The organism is Patescibacteria group bacterium, assembly GCA_041665365.1.
Lineage (GTDB): Bacteria > Patescibacteriota > Patescibacteriia > UBA9570 > UBA9570 > UBA9570.
Window position 1 is genome coordinate 20,211 of record JBAYIY010000008.1, and the last position, 21,133, is coordinate 41,343.

The following is a 21,133-nucleotide window of genomic DNA, read 5'->3' on the forward strand; positions in this document are numbered from 1 at the left end:
CCATAATTATAATTTTGGGCGTGTAGCTCAGTCGGTAAGAGCACAGACCTTATAAGTCTGGGGTCGATGGTTCAAGTCCATCCACGCCCACCTTCGTCCACCACAGCCTTCGGCGACGGTGGACTTCGGTGGGCAAGCCCACCATAGTCTGTCGGTAAAAAAACATCCTCACTCGCGTGAAGATGTTTTTATAATCATTCTGCGCCGCTCTCCTTTACCAGACATAGTATCTGTTAAGTAAAGGAGATTCGCGGCGCAAAATGGGGAGGAGCTGAGATCAATTTGACCCCTGCTTCTTCTCATTCCGTCGCCAATCAATGAACTTCTGGAGATTCTGCTGCATCTCCAGGGAGGTCACCCCGCTGTGCGGCGGGGTGACGGTCACGCTCTCGTCGTCGTCGCTGTCGATGACGACCTCAAACCTCCAACCGTCCGGGGTGCAATACAGCACCCCGTCAGTGGTTTCAAACTTTGACATTAACCCTCCAAAGTGGAAGTTAACCGTAGCAGCAAACGAGTGTTTGTCAAGCCATTTGTAGGTATGAATACCTACAAACAATCAAGAAGAGACGAGAATCAATCCCAGTAGAGACGTGCCGGCGGCACGTCTCTACTGGGATTGATTCTATTGAATTTTTTCCATAACCTGGTAGAATCCTCACACACGGGCATATAGCTCAGTTGGTTAGAGCGTCACATTGACATTGTGAAGGTCTCAGGTTCGAATCCCGATATGCCCACCTACGCCCGCTGCGGGCTTCGGTGGGTAAACCCACCATAGTCTGTCGGTAAATTTGAGACGGCGGTGGGTTTACCCACACTAGATGACTTACTTTTTATAATGATATAAATGCAGTCATGAATATATTCTCAATCATAATCATCGTAGCGGGGTTAGTACTATTTGAAGTTATTAGTAGCATTGATAATGCGATTATTAATGCTGAGGTGTTGTCCACGATGGGACAACGAGCCAGACGGTGGTTTTTGGTATGGGGATTATTTATTGCTGTATTTGTGGTTAGAGGTATATTACCATTTTTAATTGTCTGGGTAACAAATAGTGAACTTGGTCCGAAAGGGGCTTTATTAGCCACGTTTAGTAGTGATCCGCGAGTGATCGAAGCGATTGAAAAATCGGCGCCAATATTGTTGATTGGTGGTGGAACATTTTTAGTATTTTTGTTTTTTCATTGGTTGTTTTTAGAAACCAAAAATTATGGTTTAGTAGGAGAAAAATTTTTTACAGCCCAAGGTGTGTGGTTTTATGCAGTAGTGTCTTTGCTTTTAACTGGCATTGTCTATGCAGCCTTGCAAGTGGATTCAAATCTGGCCTTTGGTGCCGTCGTTGGTTCAACGGCTTTTTTTATTACCCATGGTTTCAAACAAAATGCCGAGGCAAGTGAACAAAAGCTTTTACAAAAAGGTAATATGTCTGACATTAGTAAAATATTATACTTAGAAATAATTGATGCGACATTTTCGATCGATGGTGTGTTAGGCGCTTTTGCCTTTACTTTAGCCGTGCCATTAATCTTATTAGGTAATGGGATAGGTGCCTTAGTAGTTCGGCAGGTGACAATTGGTAATATTGAACGTATAAAAAAATATGTTTACCTAAAAAATGGTGCGATGTACTCCATTCTGTGTTTAGGTGTGATTATGTGGTGCGATGCATTTGGCATTGAGATACCAAGTTGGGTATCACCTGTAATAACCTTTATGGTCGTGGGATACTTCTTTTTGAAATCTCGGCGAGCAACCGCAGCAGCATCCAACCATTAAGTAGAGCCATGTAAATAGTAAATCCGGCCACAACTGGATATAACCAATTGATGTTGGTGGTTATTTCTATAATAATTGCAGTTAACACAATATCTTTCGATCGGACAACAAACCGAATCGGCTGTCCAATTTTATTTAGGGTGACTATTAACCAGATCATAACAATATATAACACCAGATAGAGTGCTCCAACCCAATTATTAATCCAATCTAACGCCATGGCCGAAAACATCACCACGATCAGCGCAAATTGATGCAAAATAATTTTAATAATAGCACCGGCTTCTGTTTCAACATTTTGATAACGGGCCAGTGGAGTAGTTAAGCCATTACATAATAAGTAGGCTAAAAAACAAGCCACACCCCATGGTTCTTTGATGAATATCCAAAAGCCACTAAATACAATAAAAATAACACTAATTATATTAAGCAAATGGGGTGTTACTTCAAAATAAGTTAAAAAATTTAAGATTGGTTTCAACCAGTGATAGCGCCAGCTATTTAATTCCAGTACAGTTTCTTTTTCCGATTCACTATAATAGTTGGTAAACAGATCATCATTTTGATAGATCCGACCTTCATATAACCGTAAAGCTTTGATTAAGGCTTCACGACTAATGGTGTAGACATGATAAAAGGCTAGCCAGGGATGATGTCTATGAGGTTGAGTGACAAAGCTAGTAGCAGTATTGGTACTGATATTTTTCCAGACAGCCAGTCGGTCAGTGAGAGGAGCCGGTGCCACTTCAAGGCCACTGCCGATTTGACTGGTCACATGAGCATCTGAACCACCAGTATAAAGAGTCACTTCTGGGTATTGATAATATTCTTCAGGCAAGGTGTGCACTTTAGCCATTTGCGCGGCGGCCGTTCCAAAAAAAGTTGACATGTGTGCCAATTTCATAAAGGCAAGTGATCCTTTAAAACAAGCATTGGCAATCTCAGCCCCACCCAACAAGCGAATGGCTTTAATTGTGATAGATTTTCCGACTTGTCTTTCACTACCAGAGTGGCCAAACAACGCCGGATGAGCCACACTGGCTACCAGGTCGGGTTGTTGTTTAATATATTGAATCATCTCCAATAAAGATAATTGTTTTGGCACCATTAGTTTTTGGTGTCGGTAGATTCGTTCATCTTGTGCAAACACAATCAAGTCAATTCCTTCACTAGTAAGAGCTTCAATGCCTGGAAAAATTACAGTTGCTGCATCAGGTGGTCTAGCTGCGAGCAATAATTCATAAGCCCGGGGCGGATTTTTAAAAACGTGTTCAGTCACTACCACCACATCCATATGTTGGTTGGTAAACTCTTGCCAAATGCTTAAACACTTACGCTTGGCTAAGAAATTGTATTTTGACAGGTTAGGGTGAAAATGATAGTCTACGAGCATAATTTAAGCTACTTTAGCAAGTTTACTAAGAAACTGACAATGGCTAAGAAAAAACCCAATCATCACGATCAGAGTCATAATGCAAAAATCCGCGGTGAAATTATTCATCCCCATGATGTTAGTAAACATGGTGGCACGGTATCGTGGCGCGTTTTTAGAGTCATGTCTGAGTTGGTGAATGGATATGAATTTTTATCAGGTTTGGAAAAAGAAATCACTATTTTTGGATCTGCCCGTACTAAACCAGGTGATCGCTATTATGACGAAGCCTTAAAGTTAGGAAAAATGTTAGCCAATGAAAAATATGTCACCATTACCGGAGGTGGTCCCGGTGTGATGGAAGCAGCTAATCGTGGTGCCTTTGAAGCCGGAGGTGAATCTTTAGGTTTGAATATTCAATTACCACACGAGCAGCGCGTTAATAAATATGTGAAAAAAAGTTTGGGTTTTTATTTTTTCTTTACTAGAAAAGTCATGTTAACCTCACCATCGCAGGCTTTTGTGGTATTTCCTGGTGGTTTTGGTACACTAGATGAATTTTTTGAGGTAATTACTTTAATTCAAACCGGTAAAATGCCGCGTGTGCCAATAATTTTAATGGGCAAAGAATATTGGGGAGCGTTAGATCAGTTTATTAAACAGGAAGTCATGCTGCATCATCAAGCTATTGAGGAGAAAGATCTAGCATTATACAATATTGTAGATTCGGCTGATGAAGCCATGCGTATCATTCGTAAAACTAAAGAAGGTGACTATCTTAGCTGAAACGCCAGACTATATTGTTGTCGACAAACCCACTGGTCTGGTAGTACATCAAGCTAGCCAACATCCAGAACCAGATACCCTCGTGAACGAGTTGTTATTGCGTTATCCGGAAATCGCTACAGTCGGCGATGATTTAACTCGGCCTGGGATTGTGCAACGCTTAGATCAAGGTGTGTCTGGGGTAATGGTCGTAGCACGTACACAGGACATGTTTGAACATCTCAAACAACAATTCTCCCAACATTTAGTAAAAAAACATTATACTGCTTTAGTCCATGGTACGATGGGGCAACCGGAAGGTGAAATCAATTTTGCTATAGCGCGCTCGAGCAAAGATTACACCAAAATGGCAGCGCGACCAGATGATACCGGGAAGACAGCCATTACTCGGTACAATGTTATTAGACAATATCCTAAGTATGCTTTATTAGATGTTGAAATTTTAACCGGTCGAACCCATCAAATTCGGGTGCACCTTAACGCCATTAATCATCCATTGGTTGGAGAAGCCATTTATAAGCCGAAGAACCTGAAATCGAGATTGCAACCCGGCCGACCATTTTTACACTCTACTAGCCTAGGTTTTTACCTACCAAATGGTAGTTTGGTTGGGTATACTGCACCTTTACCTGAGCCACTTCAGGCGATTCTTGACGGTTTACATTGAGTTAGCTATGATAGCCGAACTATGAATACATTTCCAGAACTTAAAGCTGGCTACACTGTCCGTTTACACCTGCGCATTAGTGAGGGTAAAAAGGATCGTACCCAGATCTACGAAGGTATGATTACCAGTATCAAAGGTAAAACTCCCGATACCCGCATGATTACCGTACGAAAAGAGGCCAAAGGTTATGGTGTTGAGAAGATTATCCCATTAGCATTACCAACGCTTGAGAAAATTGAGATAGTGAAAACCGCCAAAGTGCGCAAGGCTCGTTTATACTATGTTAAAAATTATACCAAGCGTTTGAAGGAAAAAATGGTCAAGCAATAAGTGTTTGACGTTTTTTGGCCGAGGTGGCGAAATTGGTAGACGCACTCCCTTGAGGTGGGAACGGGCGTAAGCCCATAGGAGTTCGACTCTCCTCCTCGGCACCCGATGCATTTGTTCGAAGACTCACAACTGCCCGGGCAAGCTCGCTTAAAATATAATCATTTATCTTACCGGGTTTACCCGTGCGGTTGCGCCGCGCAAACGCCTCGGGACGATTAGCTCAGTTGGTTAGAGCATCTCATTTACACTGAGAGGGTCGCAGGTTCGAATCCCGCATCGTCCACGTATGTTAACACGCTTTTTAGTTGGTATAGGAATGATTATGGCCGGAGCGTTTTTGATTATCAAAACTGAATTGATGGTCAGTTGGTTTGGGCGCATTGGTTGGGCCGAAGAAAAGCTGGGTGCCGAAGGTGGGACGCGGATATTTTATAAAATTATCGGCATGGTCTTGATTGTCTTGGCATTCATGATAATGTCTGGTAAGATAATCGGCGTCTTAGATTTTGTTTTCAAACGCTAAGTATAGCCAGTAAACGCCCCGGGCCCTTAGCTCATTTGGTAGAGCGCCGCATTTGCACTGCGGAGGTGGAGAGTTCGAGCCTCTCAGGGTCCACTCAATAATTATTTTTCTGACAGTCGTTTCAATTCAGTGTTTGAAAACATAAACACGTAAAAAGATTGACAAAGGCCATTTTTTTTGATATTATAATAGCAATTTATAACTTATAACTTTTTTATGGGATTTGAACGTAAAATTGGTGCCGCTATTAGTGTAGCCGCTGCTCTGCATGGTGAGCCAGAAGCTGTAGCCGGTGATCATCCAACTCATGCTGAACATTTACAAGTACATGCTGATCAAGAATATATAAAAGAATATATTGATAAATATGAGCTAAAAACATTTTTAGATAAACATGAGATGAAACCTGGAGGAATATTTGAACGTGATGGTAAGGCTCTTCGTTTAGCAGCTGAGGCGGCTAAAGTCGGAGATAAGTTAAGTGAAGCTAAACAATTAGCAATATTATTGGAAGATTTCAAGCTAGATTATATTCCGGCAGTCACTGGTCGTTTTGAAGAATTATTGAAGGAAATAGTGATGGATAATCCAGATCCACAGGAATACAGCGAGTTGTGTTTAGTAATAGATAGAATTATTTCTAAAAAAACTTCCTTTGAACAAAGTAGATTTGGAGTAACCATAGTTAGAGATTTATTGACTGGGAGTGATAGTGGTTTGGATTTAAACGATCCTAATGGGGTTAAAGCGGCCTTAATCTTAACTAGGCTTTATGAGAACAACGACAGTGTGTCGAATGGTTTTTCTGATATTTCTATAGACGATCTAGAAGAAGGTTTAGGGGATTTTTTTAGCAAATCAAGTATTCAAATGAAAGGAGGTGAGTTGAAAATTGAACCAATACCCGATCTTTCTGGAGCCTATCATTTGTATATGGAAGCAGATCGTCCTGATTTAGCTTTGGAAACAGCCAGACGTGAATTGGATGATATCATCACTGATGTAAGTAATAAATTGAATGAATCAAATACTAATGTGAATTGGTTCCGACTTGAAGATCTACGAGTCGCTTTGCGGCAGGCTCACATTGACCATAATAGTGCTATAAAAAAAATACAACCACTAATTGATAAAGCAGAAAAAAATAGTAACCCAGAAATAAAGCAAATTTTAGATGAAATATTAAAACAACACGCCACAGAAAAATAAAATCTGCAAAATAAAATAACAATGTCTATTGACACATAAATTTGTAATAGCGTATAATTAAGATACAAAATTAAAATAACGTCATGTGACGTTTAATAAAAAGGAGGTGAGATATATGGCAAAGAAAAAAAAGGGAGCCAAGAAAAAAACAGTGAAGCGTGCCACAAAGAAAAAGGGTGGTAAAAAGAAGAAAGCCACAAAAAAACGCAAATAAAATTGCGTAAAATAAAAAAAACGTAGGGGTAATTCATGAATTACCCCTACGTTTTTTTATGCCGACCTGTTTTTATGAATTAATTTGTTTTTTATGATAAGAAAAATTAAGGGCAAGCATTGTCCAAAATATTATAGCGAGATCATTTTTAAAATAGGGTACATCTACTAGTCCATAAACAATAAAAGCCACCATCCCAGTCAGTAAAATTATACTGTATTTTGTTTGCTGGCTTTGTTTAGCTTGCAAAAAGAAGACTATAAGTACAATTATTAACCAAACCATGCCTAATAAGCCCAATTCAACCCAAAAATCCAGGAATAAATTATGTGGATAAAGCAATAATTCGACATGTTGATCGAGCTTATACTGAGCATAAACATCTGGGAAATTGGCTAAACCAGCCCCAAATAATGGGCGGTGTTCCAGTAAATTAACCGTACCTTGCCATAAAGCTAAACGAACCTGTCCGGAAGTATCTTGCAATAAGATTTTCTCACGCGTAACTGGTATTATTAAACTAATCATTACCAATATTAAACCAACACCGATTACACCATAACGGTATTTGGTAAACAACAAAGCAAAACTGCCAGCTAAGATGACAGTTATGACTGCGCCATCACTTTGCGATAAACCAATGGCGATCATTCCCATTAAACTAACCAGCATGAACCAAAGTTTGTGTGAACGTTCATGTATTAACCAGGCCACACCTAATGCTACGATGGGGGCACAGAATAAACCAACGGCATTGGGATATTCAAATATACTGGTCATGCGCACATCAATACCGCCAATATTCCAGGGTGCCGGCACACCATAACCGGTCAAGAATTGAATAATAGTGATGGTCGAAACAAATAATACACTACTACCTAAGGCTTGTAGTATAAAAATAAATTTTGGTTTACTAACTTGAATCATCACACCAACCATAATTGGTATAACAATATAACTTTTATAGATCCCTAGTGCCGCTAGAGTATTATCAGACATAATGACAGAGATCAAACCTATTAGCAGTAAACTCACACTACTGTATAAAAATATTTTTTGAACTTTAAAACCATAATGAATAATATAGTAGATAAAACCACCGGTTACCAGCAGATCCAATAAATTTAGTGGTATACCAAATAAATTAAACCTAACTAAATAGACAGGGAGAAGCACAAGTATTATTAATAACCATTTATTGGTGATCGCCATGCAATAATATATTTTGAACCGTGACCATTAAACCAATTAAGAACCAAATGTGCATAATATAAAGTACCGAGAAAGTATTATATTGCACCAGAATACCAGTGAGAGCGGCTAATAGCGCAATTAACACATGTCTCATGAATGGGTCAGTACCATGCAACAAAGCTTTAACAGAACGGATATAGAGCATAATCATCATTATTATGTAACAAGCTAAACCCAAGACACCGGTTTCAGCTAGCAATTCAATATACTCATTGTTCACAATTTTATAGCCATCACTAGGCACAATATATGGATGATATGACGCATATGGTCCAAAACTACCCGGGCCTATCCCAACCCACGGGTGCTGCCACCAAATGCGTTCGGCAATATCAAAAGTTTCAACTCGTTCACTATAAGACGCGCCACCAAAAATATTCATGACATGTTCAGTAAAGGTGTTTACCTGTTCAGTTAAACCTAGAAATTGATAAGCCACACCACCAGCTATAGCCACACTTATTATTAACGGGATGATAATAGTGGGTTTAAGTAACTGTTTCCAATAAGCTATAGCCAGACAGAGTAATGTTGCTGCCAAAGCAATATAACCACCGCGGGAGACAGTTAAAATAAAATTTATTCCCCCTAAAGCTATTAAAGCAAATAACCACCAGGGTTTAATTTTACTAGATTTACTTAACCATAAAGCGATTGCTAAACTTAATGGAATTAACAGATAATTGGCAAAATAGAGAGGTTCTAAGGCAGTTGATTGGATTCTAGGGAAACCAAGAATCTCTTTAGTGTATTGTGGGCGTAACCCAGTTAGGCTAGTCGGTAAACCAACAATATCTCCCAAAAATTGCCAAATGCCAAAACTACATACCACAAACATACTACCTAACAATATATAAATTACCCGTTTAACCTGGTCAGTGTGTCGAATAATGCTGGGCAAAATGATGGAGACACACATGGTAAAAAGAATATAGCCTAAAACGAGCAGCGATCGGTCTAAATTAGGAGAGTTAGTGATGCCGGCACACATTACTAGTATGAATCCAGCGATGGGTAATAAAATCGGATAAGGCCGTAATTTGAATTTACTTAATACTAAACCATACATTAACCAAGCTAATATTGTGATGATGGCAATGACTTGACTAAGGCGAATGGTAACACCGGCAATATCTAAAGAACCAATCCGTTCAAAAGGTAAAAAGAAACTGAGTAGGTACATACCAAGTATCGGGTTGATGACAATAACACAGATACAAATAAAACCAATCAAACCGGCTAAAACATAAGTCAGTGGTAGATAAGCAAACGCTATACCAATAATTAAAGCGAGCGGTAGAGTTTTAGCGGCTTTTAAATAAGGTGTCATAATCTTCAATCATACGGTGTTCTTGAAATAGCTCTAAGACGCGAATGCGCCCATTACTAGCTTTGTGCACCGCTAACTCATAATTGTTGTAAACATCATACAAGGCTTCGGCAATGGCCGCAGGACGATGTGGCGGTACTAGCCAACCATAGCGATCGATAATTTCAGTCATACCGCCAGTCGTGGTAGCAATGACTGGTTTAACAGTGGCTAAGGCTTCAATTAAAACAATCCCGAAGGTCTCACGCCTAATGGAAGGGAGTACTAAAACATCGCAGTTTTGTAAAACTGCTGGGATATCATTACGGAAGCCTACCAAATCAATTTGTTTATTTAAATCTAGTTGATGAACCAAACTGGTTAACTGATCTTTAATATCACCTTCGCCGACGATGGTTAAATGAACCTGCGGTATTTGCGCTTGAACGATTTTGATGGCTTGGATTAAATCATTAATCCCTTTTTCTCTAGCTAAGCGACCAATAAATAATACGCGAAAAATATTTTGAATGTTTTGTACTGCAGAAGGGGAAGGAGTAAAATCTTTAACATTTACCGAGTTATAAATCACTTGAATATGTTGGGTTGGAACACCTAATTGTTGTAATTGATCCTTAACTGCTTCAACCACAGTAACAATAGTTGCAAGGTGTGACCACAAAACATAAATTAAACGTAAAGGATTTTGTTTTAACCAACGCTCAATTTGTAAATGTTCCATCCAAATCACTTTAATACCAAGCAGTCTAGCAAATGGGGTTAATAAGATTTTTTCAGTGAGTGATAAACAAAATATTACTGAAATATGGTGCTGAAATTTATAATACACCAACCAGCGCACCAAGTTAGCCGTGATAAAAGGCCAAGTGAAAAAAAAGCTTAGTAAGGCCAGTGGTGTAACCGGTTCTGTACCAGCCCAAATACGGCGGTAGTGCCAATCACGTTTAGAAAATTCACTTAATAAGACGGTGCAGGTTGAGGCTAAAAAGAATTTATGATTGGCCGATAATCTTTCAACCAAAGTTAAAGTATGTTTTTCTCCACCACCAAAAGTTGAAGAATACGGAAATTTTAGAATTAAGATACGTTGTTCTGTCATGCTAATTGGCGCTGTAATAAAGTTTTAATATCCTCTTTAGAAATACCACCCATTAGCAGCAAGGCAATACTATAAACGACACCACCGGATAATACCACAAACACAATCGGCCAGGCTTGAATTAGATAAACCACCCCAGCCATTAGTAAGGCAGCGCCAGTAATGCGTAATAAACTAAATAAAGCCGGATGAGACATGGTATGGCGATAAATTATATAAGTAGCGATCAACACCATCATCACTTCAGAATACACCGTTACCCAGGCAGCGCCATAATATGAATAGGGTGGGATAAAGATGAAATAACCTAATAAAGCCGTACCGGCGACAAAGGCATAACCCCAAATGATGGTGCGTTGTTGGTTAATAGCTACTACCACATAGCCGGTCAGAGTACCTAAATAAATAGCTCCAATGGCTAGAATCAAGATACGAAAAATGGCTCCTAACATGCGCGGATCGTCAGTAAATTTATTGCCAGCGACTAAAAGCATTAATGGTTCGGCTAAAACAATGCCACCAGCGATGACCGGAGCTGCCATCATCCATAAAAGATTAAAAGCCCGTTGATATAATTTATTAAAAGCCGGTAAATTTTTGGCCTGAAAATATTGACTCAAGATGGGTAAGAGTAAGCCAACTACCATGATCGGCAAAGTAATCAAGACTTCTAATATCTTATACGGTACACCATACACACCCACCACGGCTTGTGGGTAATATAAACTCAATATAATTGTGTCAGATTTGAAATAGATTAGATTTAGAGCAATCGCTACAGCAATTGGCCAACTTTCTAATAAAACTCGTTTCCAAATAAATAAATCAAAAGCCGGGGCTAAATGGGTGTAGCGCCTACTGGCTGACCACAATACGATAGTTTGTACAACACCGGCTAGTACCACTGTAGCGATAATAACCAGAAAGTTTTTTTGTGTCAGATACACCACTGTTAAGGTAGAAGCAAACAAAACCACTTTACTACTAACTTCAGCAATGGCTACCCAATGCATGGCGAGATGATGTTGAAAGATGGCCTGAAATAATTGATTTATGGTAATGCAGAAAAAATTTAGCGCTAATATTACCACGGCCCATTTTACAATGAGTGGGTATTGTGGAATAAACCAAACTATAATTATGGCTAATATTAAAAGAGTAACGGCAGTGACCGTGCGTAGCGTAAAAATATTATTTTGCAGTTGTCCGGTTTTATTGTCTGGTCCGGCAATATGTTTTAACAACACTACATATAAGCCCAAATCCATAATGATACCGAATAACTGCAAATAAGACATGGCTGTGGTATAGCTGCCGAACAGATCATCTTTCAAATAGCGAATCAAAATTGTGGCCACAACAAAACCAAGTGCTGTTCCAATGAGTTTACCGCTAAATTGCAGAGCTGTATTTCGCGCTACTTGCCGCAATAATGACATAAATAGACCCGGACTGTACCAAAAATCAGCTGTTTAGTCAATCAACATAGCATCGCCAAAACTAAAGAAACGATAGTGTTCTTTAATGGCTTCAGCGTAGGCACGATCGATCAATGGTTTTCCGGCTAAAGCACTAACTAACATTAATAAAGTGGTTTTGGGGAGATGGAAGTTTGTAATTAAACTATCCACCGTATTGAATTTATAACCAGGATAAATATAAATATTAACCCAACCAGCGTTAGCTTGTCCCTGGAAGGCTTCTAAAGTGCGACCAGAGGTAGTACCTACGGCGATTATTTTATGACCGGTTTTTTTAGCAGCGGCCATGGCTTGAGCAGTAGCCTCTGGTAACACTGCATATTCAGCGTGCATGGTGTGTTGAGTAATATCGTCAGTTTTTACTGAAGTAAATGTACCTAAACCAACATGTAATATTACTGGAACAATAATGACACCGTGTTTTTTTAATTTATCTAGTAAAGCTTCTGTAAAATGTAATCCGGCAGTCGGAGCCGCCACTGAACCGGATTGATCAGCATAAACAGTTTGATAACGTTCGAGTGATTGTTTTGTTTTTATATAGGGTGGTAATGGTACTTCACCGTATTGCGTAATGTTGGTTTTGTTGAATTTAACAAGGTAAGTTGAGTCAGGATGTTTTTCTTGAACAGTGGCGGTAGTAGAATGATGAATTAAGAATAAAGAATTAAGAGCAGTTTTTCCTTTAATTAAACATTCCCAGGTAAAATCATCTTTTTGTTGCAGTAAGAAAATTTCAACTTTGCCGCCAGTTGGCTTAGTAGCGTGTAACCGAGCTTTAATTACTTTAGAAGTATTAATAACCAAAACATCACCTGATTTAAGATAATCGGTGATGTGAAAAAACTGCTTGTGTTCTAATTTTCCTGTGTCTCGATGAACAACTAATAAACGTGAATGATCACGCGGTTCGATGGGGGTCTGGGCAATAAGCTGTGGTGGCAGCTGATAATCAAACTCACTTAAGCGCATCACTGGCTTCAATCACTAATCTGGCCACAACATCTGGCTCAGGAATTTGTAGAAAGGTAAAACGTTGTTGTTCACCGGCCGATTGAATAAAGACATCACCATAATTAAAAACCGTCGCTAACTTGCCATGTATTTCTGCGGTTACATCCTGAACTTTGGTTAGATTAAGTTCGGAAATAGTTCGTTCAAACAAACCTTTTTGTTCAATATTAATAATGCGTTGATCAGTTAAAATCCAGACATCTAAATGGTAATCAATATAGGCATGATAAAAAGTCAGCCAGGTGCCAATATAATATAATGAAGTCGCAATCACTCCAAAAACGTACCATAAACCTCTGGTGGGTGGGTTCCAGCCGACAACATATAAAACAATGATCAATGCAATGACTGGTAGTAAATTAAAACTGACTACTTGAATAACTGCCGAGGCAAAAGCGATCCAATGGCGGCGCAGTAACATTATTAAATGTTCGTTGGGGCGTTGGCCAGGAAATTTATCTTTATTCTCAGGGCTCATAAGTTTTTAAACATAGATGATTGGCTAGATGTCGGAATAATTTCACCACTATCTAACCATGCCACTGGGCTTAAAAATAGGACACTAAAAAAAATAACTATCACAATGACACCCGCCGTAACAATGGTCCAAATTGTACCGGAAAAATCTAAGAAACCAAAGCGACGTAAATGGTATAAATTTAATAAAAAGAAAACAACTGCTCCAAGTAAGCAGGCTAGATAGATGATACCTAATATCCAGTAGGGAATAGCCACGGTGTTAGTATAGGCTAGAGCAAGCGCGACTGCAAATCAAGTGGTGGAATGAGCCCTAAATGTTCGTAGGCGGCGGCAGTGACAACCCGACCACGGGGTGTACGAGCGAGAAAACCTAACTGCAATAAAAATGGTTCATAAACAGTTTCTAAAGTATCAATGTCTTCACCGATAGTAGCCGCAATGGTGGTAATACCAACCGGGCCACCTTGGAATGATTTAATGATTGATTGTAAAACTCTACGATCAATAGCATCTAAACCTAATTCGTCGATATCGAGTAAATTCAGGGCAGCTTGAGCGATAGTTTCAGTCACTGGTTTATTACTATGGTTAACCTCAGCAAAATCTCGCACGCGCTTCAATAAACGATTGGCAATTCTAGGAGTGCTGCGCGATCTGGTTGCTATCAAATTTATCGCCGGTGCTTCTAGTGGCACAGCCAGAACTGAGGCTGATCTTAAAATAATTTTAGCCATTTCGTCTGGTTCGTAGAAATTTAGTTTGTATTGTGCACCAAAGCGATCGCGTAAGGGTGATGATAGTAAACTCATTCTGGTCGTGGCACCGATGATGGTAAATTTTGGTAAGTCTAACCGTAAAGTGCGGGCGCCTGGGCCTTTTCCGACTACCATATCTAAAGCATAATCTTCCATGGCTGGGTACAACACTTCCTCGATGGTTTTATGTAAACGATGAATTTCATCGATGAATAAAATATCACCTTCTGATAAGTTTGTAAGAATGGCAGCTAAATCACCGGCGCGTTCAATAGCCGGACCACTGGTGACGCGAATATTAACACCCATTTCGCGAGCGATAATGTGAGCTAGGGTAGTTTTACCTAAACCCGGACCACCGTGCAGTAAAACATGTTCAATTGGTTCACCGCGTTGTTTGGCGGCTTGAACAAAAATAGTTAGATTATCTTTAACTTGTTGTTGGCCAATATAATCACTTAATCTTTCTGGACGCAAAGATGCCTCCACCGCTGATTCCGATGTTTGTTGTACCGGGCTTATAACACGATCCATCCCGGCCATAGCGTTATTTTGTCTTGCTTTTAAATCGTTTTACACGAATCAATCCACCCACTGGAATGACTTCAATCCCTTTTTGTTCAAGTTCATCTAAAAACAGATTCATACCAATTGAGTCCGATGAAATATGTCCGGCTATTACCACATTCATGTGGTGTTGTTCGGCTACTTTACGATGATCCTCACGCATATGCATACCGATTACTGTGCCAACACCAGCTCGAGATAGAGCTTCAAACATGTCTTTAGCACCATTGGTGCCACCGGTGAATTCAGTGGCGGCAATGCGACCACAACGACGAGCCGGACTACCCAAATAAATACACGGACCAGATTTTTGTTTCTTAGCGATTTGATATTCCGGTACCGTCATTAATTGATCTATGACATCACCAACATAAACTAATTTATGCTTTTTCTGATCCATCAAATTATCCATGAACGTTGCGGCCAGATTATCTGTGGCGGTATGAGCCGCCATGTAGGGCATACCAAGTAATCTGGCGATATCGACAGCCTTATGATCGTTAATTGGTAGTACACCACGATTAACTTCAGCAATGCGCGGCATTAATAAATTTTCAGCAATGTTAACCGGCACACCAGCCTGACGCATAATTTCAACTTGAACGTTCATCACTTCTGGTAAATCGGCCAAAGCAATGCCTTCTGGATGATGGCTAATGACCATATCGATTTTACCCAGCCGATCGGCTAACAATAATTCGGGCTCATGAGCGTCAATGCCAGCAAAAAGCCGTTTGATTGGTCTAGTTAAAGATGGTGTGTAGAGGATGCGAGTATCGGAGTAAGGATTGGTAAAATACTCTTTATCATAATATTCCTTCTCTTTATTGGGCAGGGCATCATACTCTTTTTTATAGCGTTTTAACTCAGCTGTCACAAAAGCCCGGCCACGCGGGTCGGAATTTATGCCTAATTTTACTGCTAGATCGTAAATCGCTTGAACATTTAACATAAGTGGATAAGATTATAGCCCCTCTTGACAAATTTGTAAATACTAGGGTATACTCCTCGGTTATCCTTGCTTGCTGTAGGCACGACGAGCATGGGAACCAAATGGTAGGATACATAAGGCTCCGGCTCTATGCATCCCTCCACCGGTTTTCTTGCCTGCAGCAAAGAGGGATAAAAGAGATGATAGTTAAACTAACTAACACCCGGCTTAAGCCAGGTGTTTTTATTAAGAATTAGTGTTTTTATTGCTGTTCTTATTGTTGCCGTTTTTGTTGGTATTTTTATTGGTAACTGTATTAGTGTTACTGGTATTCGTGTTTGTATTAGTAATGGTGCTATTGGTGTTGGTATTTGTTGGCGTGGTTTCAGCAGGTGCATCCGGACCAACGATGCACATTTCTGGCCTGGATTTGTACACACTGGTAAAGGTTTGTTTATCTGTTGTACCATCAGGTTGTTCAATAATATAATCAAACGATGCGGTAACACCACTAAATGAGTGACCATCACAGGTGCGAGTACCGGGCGGTAAACTATTATCCACTGTTTCGATAGTTGGTCCGGGAGAGCTATGATTATAATTGGTCGGGTCAGTAAAGTAGCCTTTCCGCCCATCGGATGTTCCCCAGAATTCAAAATAGATATTACTACCCTCAATGCGTGAGCGCCATAAGATATAGTGGCCAGTATCATTCAAAAATCTAAAATCAGGTGAAGGATCATAAATTGTAGCATCCACTCCGGCTAAGCCTTTATAAGCATAATAAGAAATTGCCCAGGAATGATTGCGTCGTTCTACAATTGGTAAGCCAGATAACATGACCGCGCGGAAGGAAGTTGAACCAACTTGGCATAACCCGCCACCGGCTTCTTTTTCTAATTTGTCTCCCTTGATAACCAGTTCTGAATACCACCCATGTTCAACATCAATTGGTTTTAAGGCATCCAAGAGAGAAAAAGTTTCTCCTGGGGCAATCAATAAACCATTTAGTATATCCGCGCCTTTACGAATATTGAGTACGCGATTGTAGGGGCTATTGCCAAAGTTAGTTGTGCCAGTACCCAATAATTCTTTCACGCCAAGATCATTCAAATTGTCTGGCGTAACGCGTGGATGAGTAACTTCAACCACCAGGGGAATGGTAGTGAGTTTTTTATTCAAGAAATCAGTTTGCAAAGCGGCCACAGTTTTTTCCATGTTTACACCTAAACCATCAGCACCATCTTCAAATTGAGTTAATTGCACTGTTCCGGCCACTTCATCTAAACTAAATTTACCTTCCTTAACCGGAATATCTATCTCACCGGCGATTGGTGCTAAAGTTGTGCGGACAGCTTCAGGGTTTAATATTATTTTAATGGCACCATTATTTGGTTCTAAAGTAAACCACGTGGCCAATGCATCAGTTTCAATTGTGTAGGTGCCATCTTCATAGGTGAGAGTTAACGGTGCTAAATCAATCAAACTTTGTACGTCAGTTAACTTGGCTTTGGCATCAGCCGTTGTAATTGGAGCGGGAGCAGACGACAGCTGTAAAGTTACAGCGACTGGTTGCAGCGTGTTTAAGTTTTGCTCAACCTCAGCAAGGACTGCATCCCAATTAAAACTAGTACCATCGATATTATCAACGACAGTTAATGTTTTATCATCGGCTAATGTCAGGGTGGCATTTTGATAAGGAGTGGCTGCATCATCAAACTCAGCTGACAATTGTTCAAGCATGGCCTGACGATCCAACGTATAAACTAGCGGTATATTGGTGCCAAACACAGCGGCTTTTAATTGCGCTAATAGGTTTTGCAGACTATCACCCTGTCGTCCGATGGCCTGACCGGCTGCAATGGTTTCGGCCGGGTCAATTGTTACAGCTTGCTCTAAAGTAAAATTATACTCTTGATAGGTAAAAGACAGACCGTTTTTTGCAATGAGTTCGGCATAAGCAGTAATAGCCGCTGGATCAGTTTGGCTGGCCATTTTTACTCCAGGATAAAGCTTAGCGGAATAACTAGTTTGATAAATGATATAAAACAACACGACACAAACACCGGCCAGCGCGATACTTCCCCCAGTGATACTTAATATTTTTGTTGTCCGTGACATCACTTAGGTAGCTTTAACTGGAATGCGCGTGTTTTTTGGGCGATGAGACTTAGGGAGAGTCAGCAACAGAACACCATGTTCTAGATTAGCTTCAACCGCATCGTTTTTTATATCAATGGGTAAAATAATCGAACGGGAAAAACCACCCCAATAGCATTCTTGAATAAAATACTGTTCTGGATTGGTTGGCCCCGGTACCAGGCGTTTTCCCTTAATTGTGACCATGTCATTATTGAGATGCACTTCGATATCTTCACTTTTTATACCACCCACAATAGCCCGGACATAGACATTTTTGTCATCTTGATAAACATCAATTGCCAGTTGACCATCGTATTCGTCCGCACTGGTATGTTCAGCGACGGGTTGAGCATTAGTAACGAGCGTAGTAGTAGTAGTGGTTGTTTCAGCTTGCATGGGTTGAACTTGAAAAAAGTTTTCCGACAGTGAGTAATCTTCACCGCCTAAATCTTGTAAACGTTGTTTGAATTGTGTTTTTTTTGGTGCCATAATTAGATTCTGTATACAATGCGGAATGTGTTTTGTCAAATCACAATATTGGTAGCCCCACGGAGAGTCGAACTCCGATTAATGGCTTGAAAAGCCACTGTCCTAACCGTTAGACGATAAGGCCATACGCATAGTATAGCGCTACCGACTATAACTGATCATTTCCGGTCAGTCAATAGGTTCTCTGGTGCGAATTGCAAAGTACTTTGGGTAATGATAATAACTAGTTGATCAGTCTCTATTATTTTATAAATAACAGTTTTATGATGTAAACTGGTTTTAATGGTTTGGTTTTTTACAGTGTAATTAGCTTGGAGTTTATCTAGTAGTTGTTTAATCAAATTGGTCGCTTGAATAGTTGACCAAGCTTGTTTATCAAAACTCGCTATATTAAAGCCACCATCATTCGGGCATTGATACGATACCTGCCATTGTCTGACCTGACTACGTTGTTGTAAAAGTGCCATTATGTCCGGATTATATAATAAAGAAATATCATCAATTGAGGCCAATGGTTGGCTTGGAGTGCAACCGGTTTTAGCTAATGCAACATGATCAATGGTTGGAGCAAACGCCGCATCGTTTTGTGTTGGTAAGCTGGCCTCGATTAGTTTTGGTGAAATAAAGGTTTCGATTAAAGCCGCACACACTAATAAAGGTATAACCACCAAACCTAACCACCGGAATGATTTCAAAATAAATTGTCCGCGGGTTAGTTGGGTATCAATCAAACGAGGCCAGAGCAATTTTAACAAAGCGGTCAGACCAAGACTACCGGCAAAAAATATAGCTCCGAGTTCAACTAGGCCATGTGGCAACACGCCTAACACACCACTTTGCCAAGTGCCGGGTTGTAAGGTATCCATGCGTAACAGTAAATCACCAAAGATACCAACAATTAGGCCGTTACCAATAATGATTATTAAAGTGATAGGGGGAATGAGAGCACTGATAAACACCAGCCCGGCCACTAAAATATTATTTAGAAAAATATTAACCGCTAAGTGCCAATCGGTAGAGGAATTGGCTATGATAGTAGAAAATTTTGCTAAGACAGTAGTTAGTAGCTCAATTTTTACAGTATCAGGTAAAAACCAGCCGACAAAACTGCCAATCACAAACGTTAGAGCCAGTAAGGCAGTAATCAGGCTCCAAATAGTACCAGTGCGTTTAAACATAGTGTATACTGCAGTTTGTGAAACAATTCTTGGCCACTAGTATATCACAGATCTTTAATCCAATTCTAATTTGGCCATTGTTTATAGTTATTATCATTTATCAAGTGCCTGGATTATGGTTAACATTAATTTTGTGTGAAGTAATAATACCAATTATCTTATTAGGTGTATTTATAAAACTGGGCTTTGTATCTGATATTGATATCACCAAACGATCTGAGCGAAAATTGTACTTTCTAACTGTCCTAATGGCCCATTTAATTTCTGTCATGGTGTTGTGGTATTTTGGTAATAGACTGATGGGTGAATTAAGATTGTTAGGTTGGGTGATTGAGTTAGTTGGCATAATAGTTACTTTTTATTGGAAAATTAGTGTCCATTTAGCCGCCAACAGTTTTGTGCTTGGGATAGTGCTAATTTTATTTGGGTTAAAGTGGTGGCCGATATTACTGATTTTACCCGGGGTGGCCTGGTCAAGAATTTTTTTAAAAAAACACACTTTCGCACAAACCTTGGCCGGTGGCGCTTTACCTTTAGTAGTATTGTTTATCTATGCGTATCTTAGCCATTGAAACTTCCTGTGATGAATCCAGTGTGGCACTCTTGGATGGTGATGTTGTTACACAATTAACGGCGTCACAAATTGATGTGCATAAAGCAACCGGTGGGGTAGTGCCAGAAGTGGCGGCGCGCGAACACGTGGCTGTGATGGTACCCTTTGTACAAAGGGTTTTAGAACAAGCCTCAGTGCAACCACAAGAGCTTGATCGCATTGCCGTCACCGCTGGCCCGGGTTTGATTACCTCTTTATTAGTAGGTGTAGAAACAGCCCGGGCTTTAGCTTATGGTTGGAACAAACCAATCTTTCCAGTAAATCATATTGCCGGTCATATTGCCGCCAATTTTTTAATAAACAAAGATATTCCTTTTCCTGCCATCGCGTTGGTGGTATCCGGTGGGCACACTGAATTATTGTATATGCCGAAGCCAGGTGAATATGAATTAATCGGTGCCACACGAGATGATGCCGCCGGTGAGTGTTTTGATAAATGCGCGCGCGTGTTAGGTTTGCCATACCCTGGGGGGCCGGCTATTTCCGAGCAGGCTAAAACTGGTGCTGCCACACAGTATCTATTTCCCAGACCATTACTGAATCAACCGACTTTCGATTTTTCTTTTTCCGGATTAAAAACCGCCGTGTTGTATTTTCATCGTGATCACCCTGAGGCACCTTTGGCCGATGTCTGTGCTGGGGTACAAGAGGCATTAGTGCAAACTATCTATGGTAAAACGGCGCGCGCTGTTAAAACTTATAATGTAAAAGCTGTCTTGGTGGGCGGTGGTGTGGCCGCGAATGCGGCATTACGAGAAAGATTACAAACTTTGTCTGTGCCAGTTTTTATTCCACCTTTAGAATATTGTACCGACAATGCCGCCATGATAGCTGCCGCTTGTCGTTTACAAAATGCACCAGCTAAGTTATTTTCATTTCGAGCCGATCCTAATTGGGAATTAACTATTCGTTAA

Annotated in this window: 21 protein-coding genes and 6 tRNA genes; 13 read left to right on the plus strand and 14 right to left on the minus strand. The window is 40.1% G+C overall.

Features of this window, described 5'->3' with window-relative positions; translation table 11 throughout:
* Positions 1 to 16 precede the first annotated feature (16 nt).
* The 3 genes from WCV88_04375 (at position 17) to WCV88_04385 (ending at position 1,785) form a co-directional block, all read left to right on the plus strand.
* A tRNA-Ile gene (locus WCV88_04375) sits at positions 17 to 90 on the plus strand.
* A gap of 576 nt (positions 91 to 666) precedes the next feature.
* Positions 667 to 740 (plus strand) — tRNA-Val (locus WCV88_04380).
* 118 nt (positions 741 to 858) lie between these two features.
* On the plus strand, positions 859 to 1,785 hold the full coding sequence (locus tag WCV88_04385; protein ID MFA6475406.1) for a DUF475 domain-containing protein: 927 nt from the start codon (positions 859 to 861) through the stop codon (positions 1,783 to 1,785).
* Here WCV88_04385 and WCV88_04390 read toward each other — a convergent pair.
* Complete coding sequence (locus tag WCV88_04390) at positions 1,721 to 3,178, minus strand: hypothetical protein (GenBank protein ID MFA6475407.1); 1,458 nt, start codon at positions 3,176 to 3,178, stop codon at positions 1,721 to 1,723. The genes WCV88_04385 and WCV88_04390 overlap by 65 nt on opposite strands.
* Before the next feature lie 39 nt (positions 3,179 to 3,217).
* Here WCV88_04390 and WCV88_04395 point away from each other — a divergent pair, with 39 nt between their 5' ends.
* The 8 genes from WCV88_04395 (at position 3,218) to WCV88_04430 (ending at position 6,672) form a co-directional block, all read left to right on the plus strand.
* The gene (locus WCV88_04395; GenBank protein MFA6475408.1) at positions 3,218 to 3,943 is read left to right on the plus strand and encodes a TIGR00730 family Rossman fold protein; all 726 of its coding nucleotides are present in this window, start codon (positions 3,218 to 3,220) and stop codon (positions 3,941 to 3,943) included.
* Complete coding sequence (locus tag WCV88_04400) at positions 3,927 to 4,610, plus strand: RluA family pseudouridine synthase (protein ID MFA6475409.1); 684 nt, start codon at positions 3,927 to 3,929, stop codon at positions 4,608 to 4,610. The genes WCV88_04395 and WCV88_04400 overlap by 17 nt, the downstream gene beginning before the upstream one ends.
* A gap of 21 nt (positions 4,611 to 4,631) precedes the next feature.
* Positions 4,632 to 4,940, plus strand: a complete 309-nt coding sequence (locus tag WCV88_04405; GenBank protein ID MFA6475410.1) for a 50S ribosomal protein L19 — start codon at positions 4,632 to 4,634, stop codon at positions 4,938 to 4,940.
* 17 nt (positions 4,941 to 4,957) lie between these two features.
* Positions 4,958 to 5,041 (plus strand) — tRNA-Leu (locus WCV88_04410).
* Positions 5,042 to 5,149: 108 nt separating this feature from the next.
* Positions 5,150 to 5,223 (plus strand) — tRNA-Val (locus WCV88_04415).
* A gap of 3 nt (positions 5,224 to 5,226) precedes the next feature.
* Complete coding sequence (locus tag WCV88_04420) at positions 5,227 to 5,463, plus strand: hypothetical protein (protein ID MFA6475411.1); 237 nt, start codon at positions 5,227 to 5,229, stop codon at positions 5,461 to 5,463.
* A gap of 20 nt (positions 5,464 to 5,483) precedes the next feature.
* A tRNA-Ala gene (locus WCV88_04425) sits at positions 5,484 to 5,556 on the plus strand.
* A gap of 123 nt (positions 5,557 to 5,679) precedes the next feature.
* Positions 5,680 to 6,672, plus strand: coding sequence for a hypothetical protein (locus tag WCV88_04430; GenBank protein MFA6475412.1), 993 nt, complete (start codon positions 5,680 to 5,682; stop codon positions 6,670 to 6,672).
* Between the two features lie 286 nt (positions 6,673 to 6,958).
* On the opposite strand, the gene WCV88_04435 is transcribed toward WCV88_04430, so the two are convergent.
* From WCV88_04435 to WCV88_04495, 13 genes are all read right to left on the minus strand, one after another.
* Complete coding sequence (locus tag WCV88_04435; GenBank protein ID MFA6475413.1) at positions 6,959 to 8,098, minus strand: O-antigen ligase family protein; 1,140 nt, start codon at positions 8,096 to 8,098, stop codon at positions 6,959 to 6,961.
* Positions 8,082 to 9,470, minus strand: coding sequence for an O-antigen ligase family protein (locus WCV88_04440; protein ID MFA6475414.1), 1,389 nt, complete (start codon positions 9,468 to 9,470; stop codon positions 8,082 to 8,084). Before WCV88_04440 ends, WCV88_04435 begins: the two co-directional genes overlap by 17 nt.
* Complete coding sequence (locus WCV88_04445; protein ID MFA6475415.1) at positions 9,445 to 10,569, minus strand: glycosyltransferase family 4 protein; 1,125 nt, start codon at positions 10,567 to 10,569, stop codon at positions 9,445 to 9,447. The genes WCV88_04440 and WCV88_04445 overlap by 26 nt, the downstream gene beginning before the upstream one ends.
* Positions 10,566 to 12,008 carry a flippase gene (locus WCV88_04450; protein MFA6475416.1) on the minus strand — a complete coding sequence of 481 codons (1,443 nt, stop codon included), beginning with the start codon at positions 12,006 to 12,008 and terminating at the stop codon, positions 10,566 to 10,568. The genes WCV88_04445 and WCV88_04450 overlap by 4 nt, the downstream gene beginning before the upstream one ends.
* A 33-nt stretch (positions 12,009 to 12,041) precedes the next feature.
* Positions 12,042 to 13,022, minus strand: coding sequence for a tRNA preQ1(34) S-adenosylmethionine ribosyltransferase-isomerase QueA (gene queA, locus WCV88_04455; protein MFA6475417.1), 981 nt, complete (start codon positions 13,020 to 13,022; stop codon positions 12,042 to 12,044).
* Positions 13,009 to 13,542, minus strand: a complete 534-nt coding sequence (locus tag WCV88_04460) for a PH domain-containing protein (GenBank protein ID MFA6475418.1) — start codon at positions 13,540 to 13,542, stop codon at positions 13,009 to 13,011. Before WCV88_04460 ends, queA begins: the two co-directional genes overlap by 14 nt.
* Positions 13,539 to 13,799 carry a hypothetical protein gene (locus tag WCV88_04465; protein ID MFA6475419.1) on the minus strand — a complete coding sequence of 87 codons (261 nt, stop codon included), beginning with the start codon at positions 13,797 to 13,799 and terminating at the stop codon, positions 13,539 to 13,541. Before WCV88_04465 ends, WCV88_04460 begins: the two co-directional genes overlap by 4 nt.
* Before the next feature lie 14 nt (positions 13,800 to 13,813).
* Positions 13,814 to 14,842: a Holliday junction branch migration DNA helicase RuvB gene (gene ruvB / locus WCV88_04470; protein MFA6475420.1), complete on the minus strand. Its 1,029-nt coding sequence runs from the start codon at positions 14,840 to 14,842 to the stop codon at positions 13,814 to 13,816.
* A 4-nt stretch (positions 14,843 to 14,846) separates the two neighbouring features.
* Entirely contained in the window at positions 14,847 to 15,818 is a 972-nt protein-coding gene (locus tag WCV88_04475) for an NGG1p interacting factor NIF3 (protein MFA6475421.1), read from the minus strand.
* Between the two features lie 225 nt (positions 15,819 to 16,043).
* Entirely contained in the window at positions 16,044 to 17,918 is a 1,875-nt protein-coding gene (locus WCV88_04480; GenBank protein ID MFA6475422.1) for a VanW family protein, read from the minus strand.
* A 3-nt stretch (positions 17,919 to 17,921) separates the two neighbouring features.
* Positions 17,922 to 18,428, minus strand: coding sequence for an Hsp20/alpha crystallin family protein (locus WCV88_04485; GenBank protein ID MFA6475423.1), 507 nt, complete (start codon positions 18,426 to 18,428; stop codon positions 17,922 to 17,924).
* 49 nt (positions 18,429 to 18,477) lie between these two features.
* Positions 18,478 to 18,552 (minus strand) — tRNA-Glu (locus WCV88_04490).
* 34 nt (positions 18,553 to 18,586) lie between these two features.
* Positions 18,587 to 19,606: a stage II sporulation protein M gene (locus WCV88_04495; GenBank protein ID MFA6475424.1), complete on the minus strand. Its 1,020-nt coding sequence runs from the start codon at positions 19,604 to 19,606 to the stop codon at positions 18,587 to 18,589.
* A gap of 17 nt (positions 19,607 to 19,623) precedes the next feature.
* Here WCV88_04495 and WCV88_04500 point away from each other — a divergent pair, with 17 nt between their 5' ends.
* Together WCV88_04500 and tsaD are read left to right on the plus strand one after the other, a co-directional pair.
* Positions 19,624 to 20,178 (plus strand): hypothetical protein, encoded by a 555-nt coding sequence (locus WCV88_04500; GenBank protein ID MFA6475425.1) that lies wholly within the window; start codon positions 19,624 to 19,626, stop codon positions 20,176 to 20,178.
* A complete protein-coding gene (gene tsaD / locus WCV88_04505) occupies positions 20,159 to 21,133 on the plus strand; it encodes a tRNA (adenosine(37)-N6)-threonylcarbamoyltransferase complex transferase subunit TsaD (protein MFA6475426.1) in 975 nt (324 codons plus the stop codon). The genes WCV88_04500 and tsaD overlap by 20 nt, the downstream gene beginning before the upstream one ends.

Excerpts from the sequence above, each read along its gene's own strand:
- WCV88_04385 (MFA6475406.1), top strand. The coding sequence starts at position 859 with ATGAATATATTCTCAATCATAATCATCGTAGCGGGGTTAGTACTATTT.
- WCV88_04390 (MFA6475407.1), bottom strand. The coding sequence starts at position 3,178 with ATGCTCGTAGACTATCATTTTCACCCTAACCTGTCAAAATACAATTTC.
- WCV88_04395 (MFA6475408.1), top strand. The coding sequence starts at position 3,218 with ATGGCTAAGAAAAAACCCAATCATCACGATCAGAGTCATAATGCAAAA.
- WCV88_04405 (MFA6475410.1), top strand. The coding sequence starts at position 4,632 with ATGAATACATTTCCAGAACTTAAAGCTGGCTACACTGTCCGTTTACAC.
- WCV88_04420 (MFA6475411.1), top strand. The coding sequence starts at position 5,227 with ATGTTAACACGCTTTTTAGTTGGTATAGGAATGATTATGGCCGGAGCG.
- WCV88_04430 (MFA6475412.1), top strand. The coding sequence starts at position 5,680 with ATGGGATTTGAACGTAAAATTGGTGCCGCTATTAGTGTAGCCGCTGCT.
- WCV88_04435 (MFA6475413.1), bottom strand. The coding sequence starts at position 8,098 with ATGGCGATCACCAATAAATGGTTATTAATAATACTTGTGCTTCTCCCT.
- WCV88_04440 (MFA6475414.1), bottom strand. The coding sequence starts at position 9,470 with ATGACACCTTATTTAAAAGCCGCTAAAACTCTACCGCTCGCTTTAATT.
- WCV88_04445 (MFA6475415.1), bottom strand. The coding sequence starts at position 10,569 with ATGACAGAACAACGTATCTTAATTCTAAAATTTCCGTATTCTTCAACT.
- WCV88_04450 (MFA6475416.1), bottom strand. The coding sequence starts at position 12,008 with ATGTCATTATTGCGGCAAGTAGCGCGAAATACAGCTCTGCAATTTAGC.
- queA (MFA6475417.1), bottom strand. The coding sequence starts at position 13,022 with ATGCGCTTAAGTGAGTTTGATTATCAGCTGCCACCACAGCTTATTGCC.
- WCV88_04460 (MFA6475418.1), bottom strand. The coding sequence starts at position 13,542 with ATGAGCCCTGAGAATAAAGATAAATTTCCTGGCCAACGCCCCAACGAA.
- ruvB (MFA6475420.1), bottom strand. The coding sequence starts at position 14,842 with ATGGCCGGGATGGATCGTGTTATAAGCCCGGTACAACAAACATCGGAA.
- WCV88_04475 (MFA6475421.1), bottom strand. The coding sequence starts at position 15,818 with ATGTTAAATGTTCAAGCGATTTACGATCTAGCAGTAAAATTAGGCATA.
- WCV88_04480 (MFA6475422.1), bottom strand. The coding sequence starts at position 17,918 with ATGTCACGGACAACAAAAATATTAAGTATCACTGGGGGAAGTATCGCG.
- WCV88_04485 (MFA6475423.1), bottom strand. The coding sequence starts at position 18,428 with ATGGCACCAAAAAAAACACAATTCAAACAACGTTTACAAGATTTAGGC.
- WCV88_04495 (MFA6475424.1), bottom strand. The coding sequence starts at position 19,606 with ATGTTTAAACGCACTGGTACTATTTGGAGCCTGATTACTGCCTTACTG.
- tsaD (MFA6475426.1), top strand. The coding sequence starts at position 20,159 with ATGCGTATCTTAGCCATTGAAACTTCCTGTGATGAATCCAGTGTGGCA.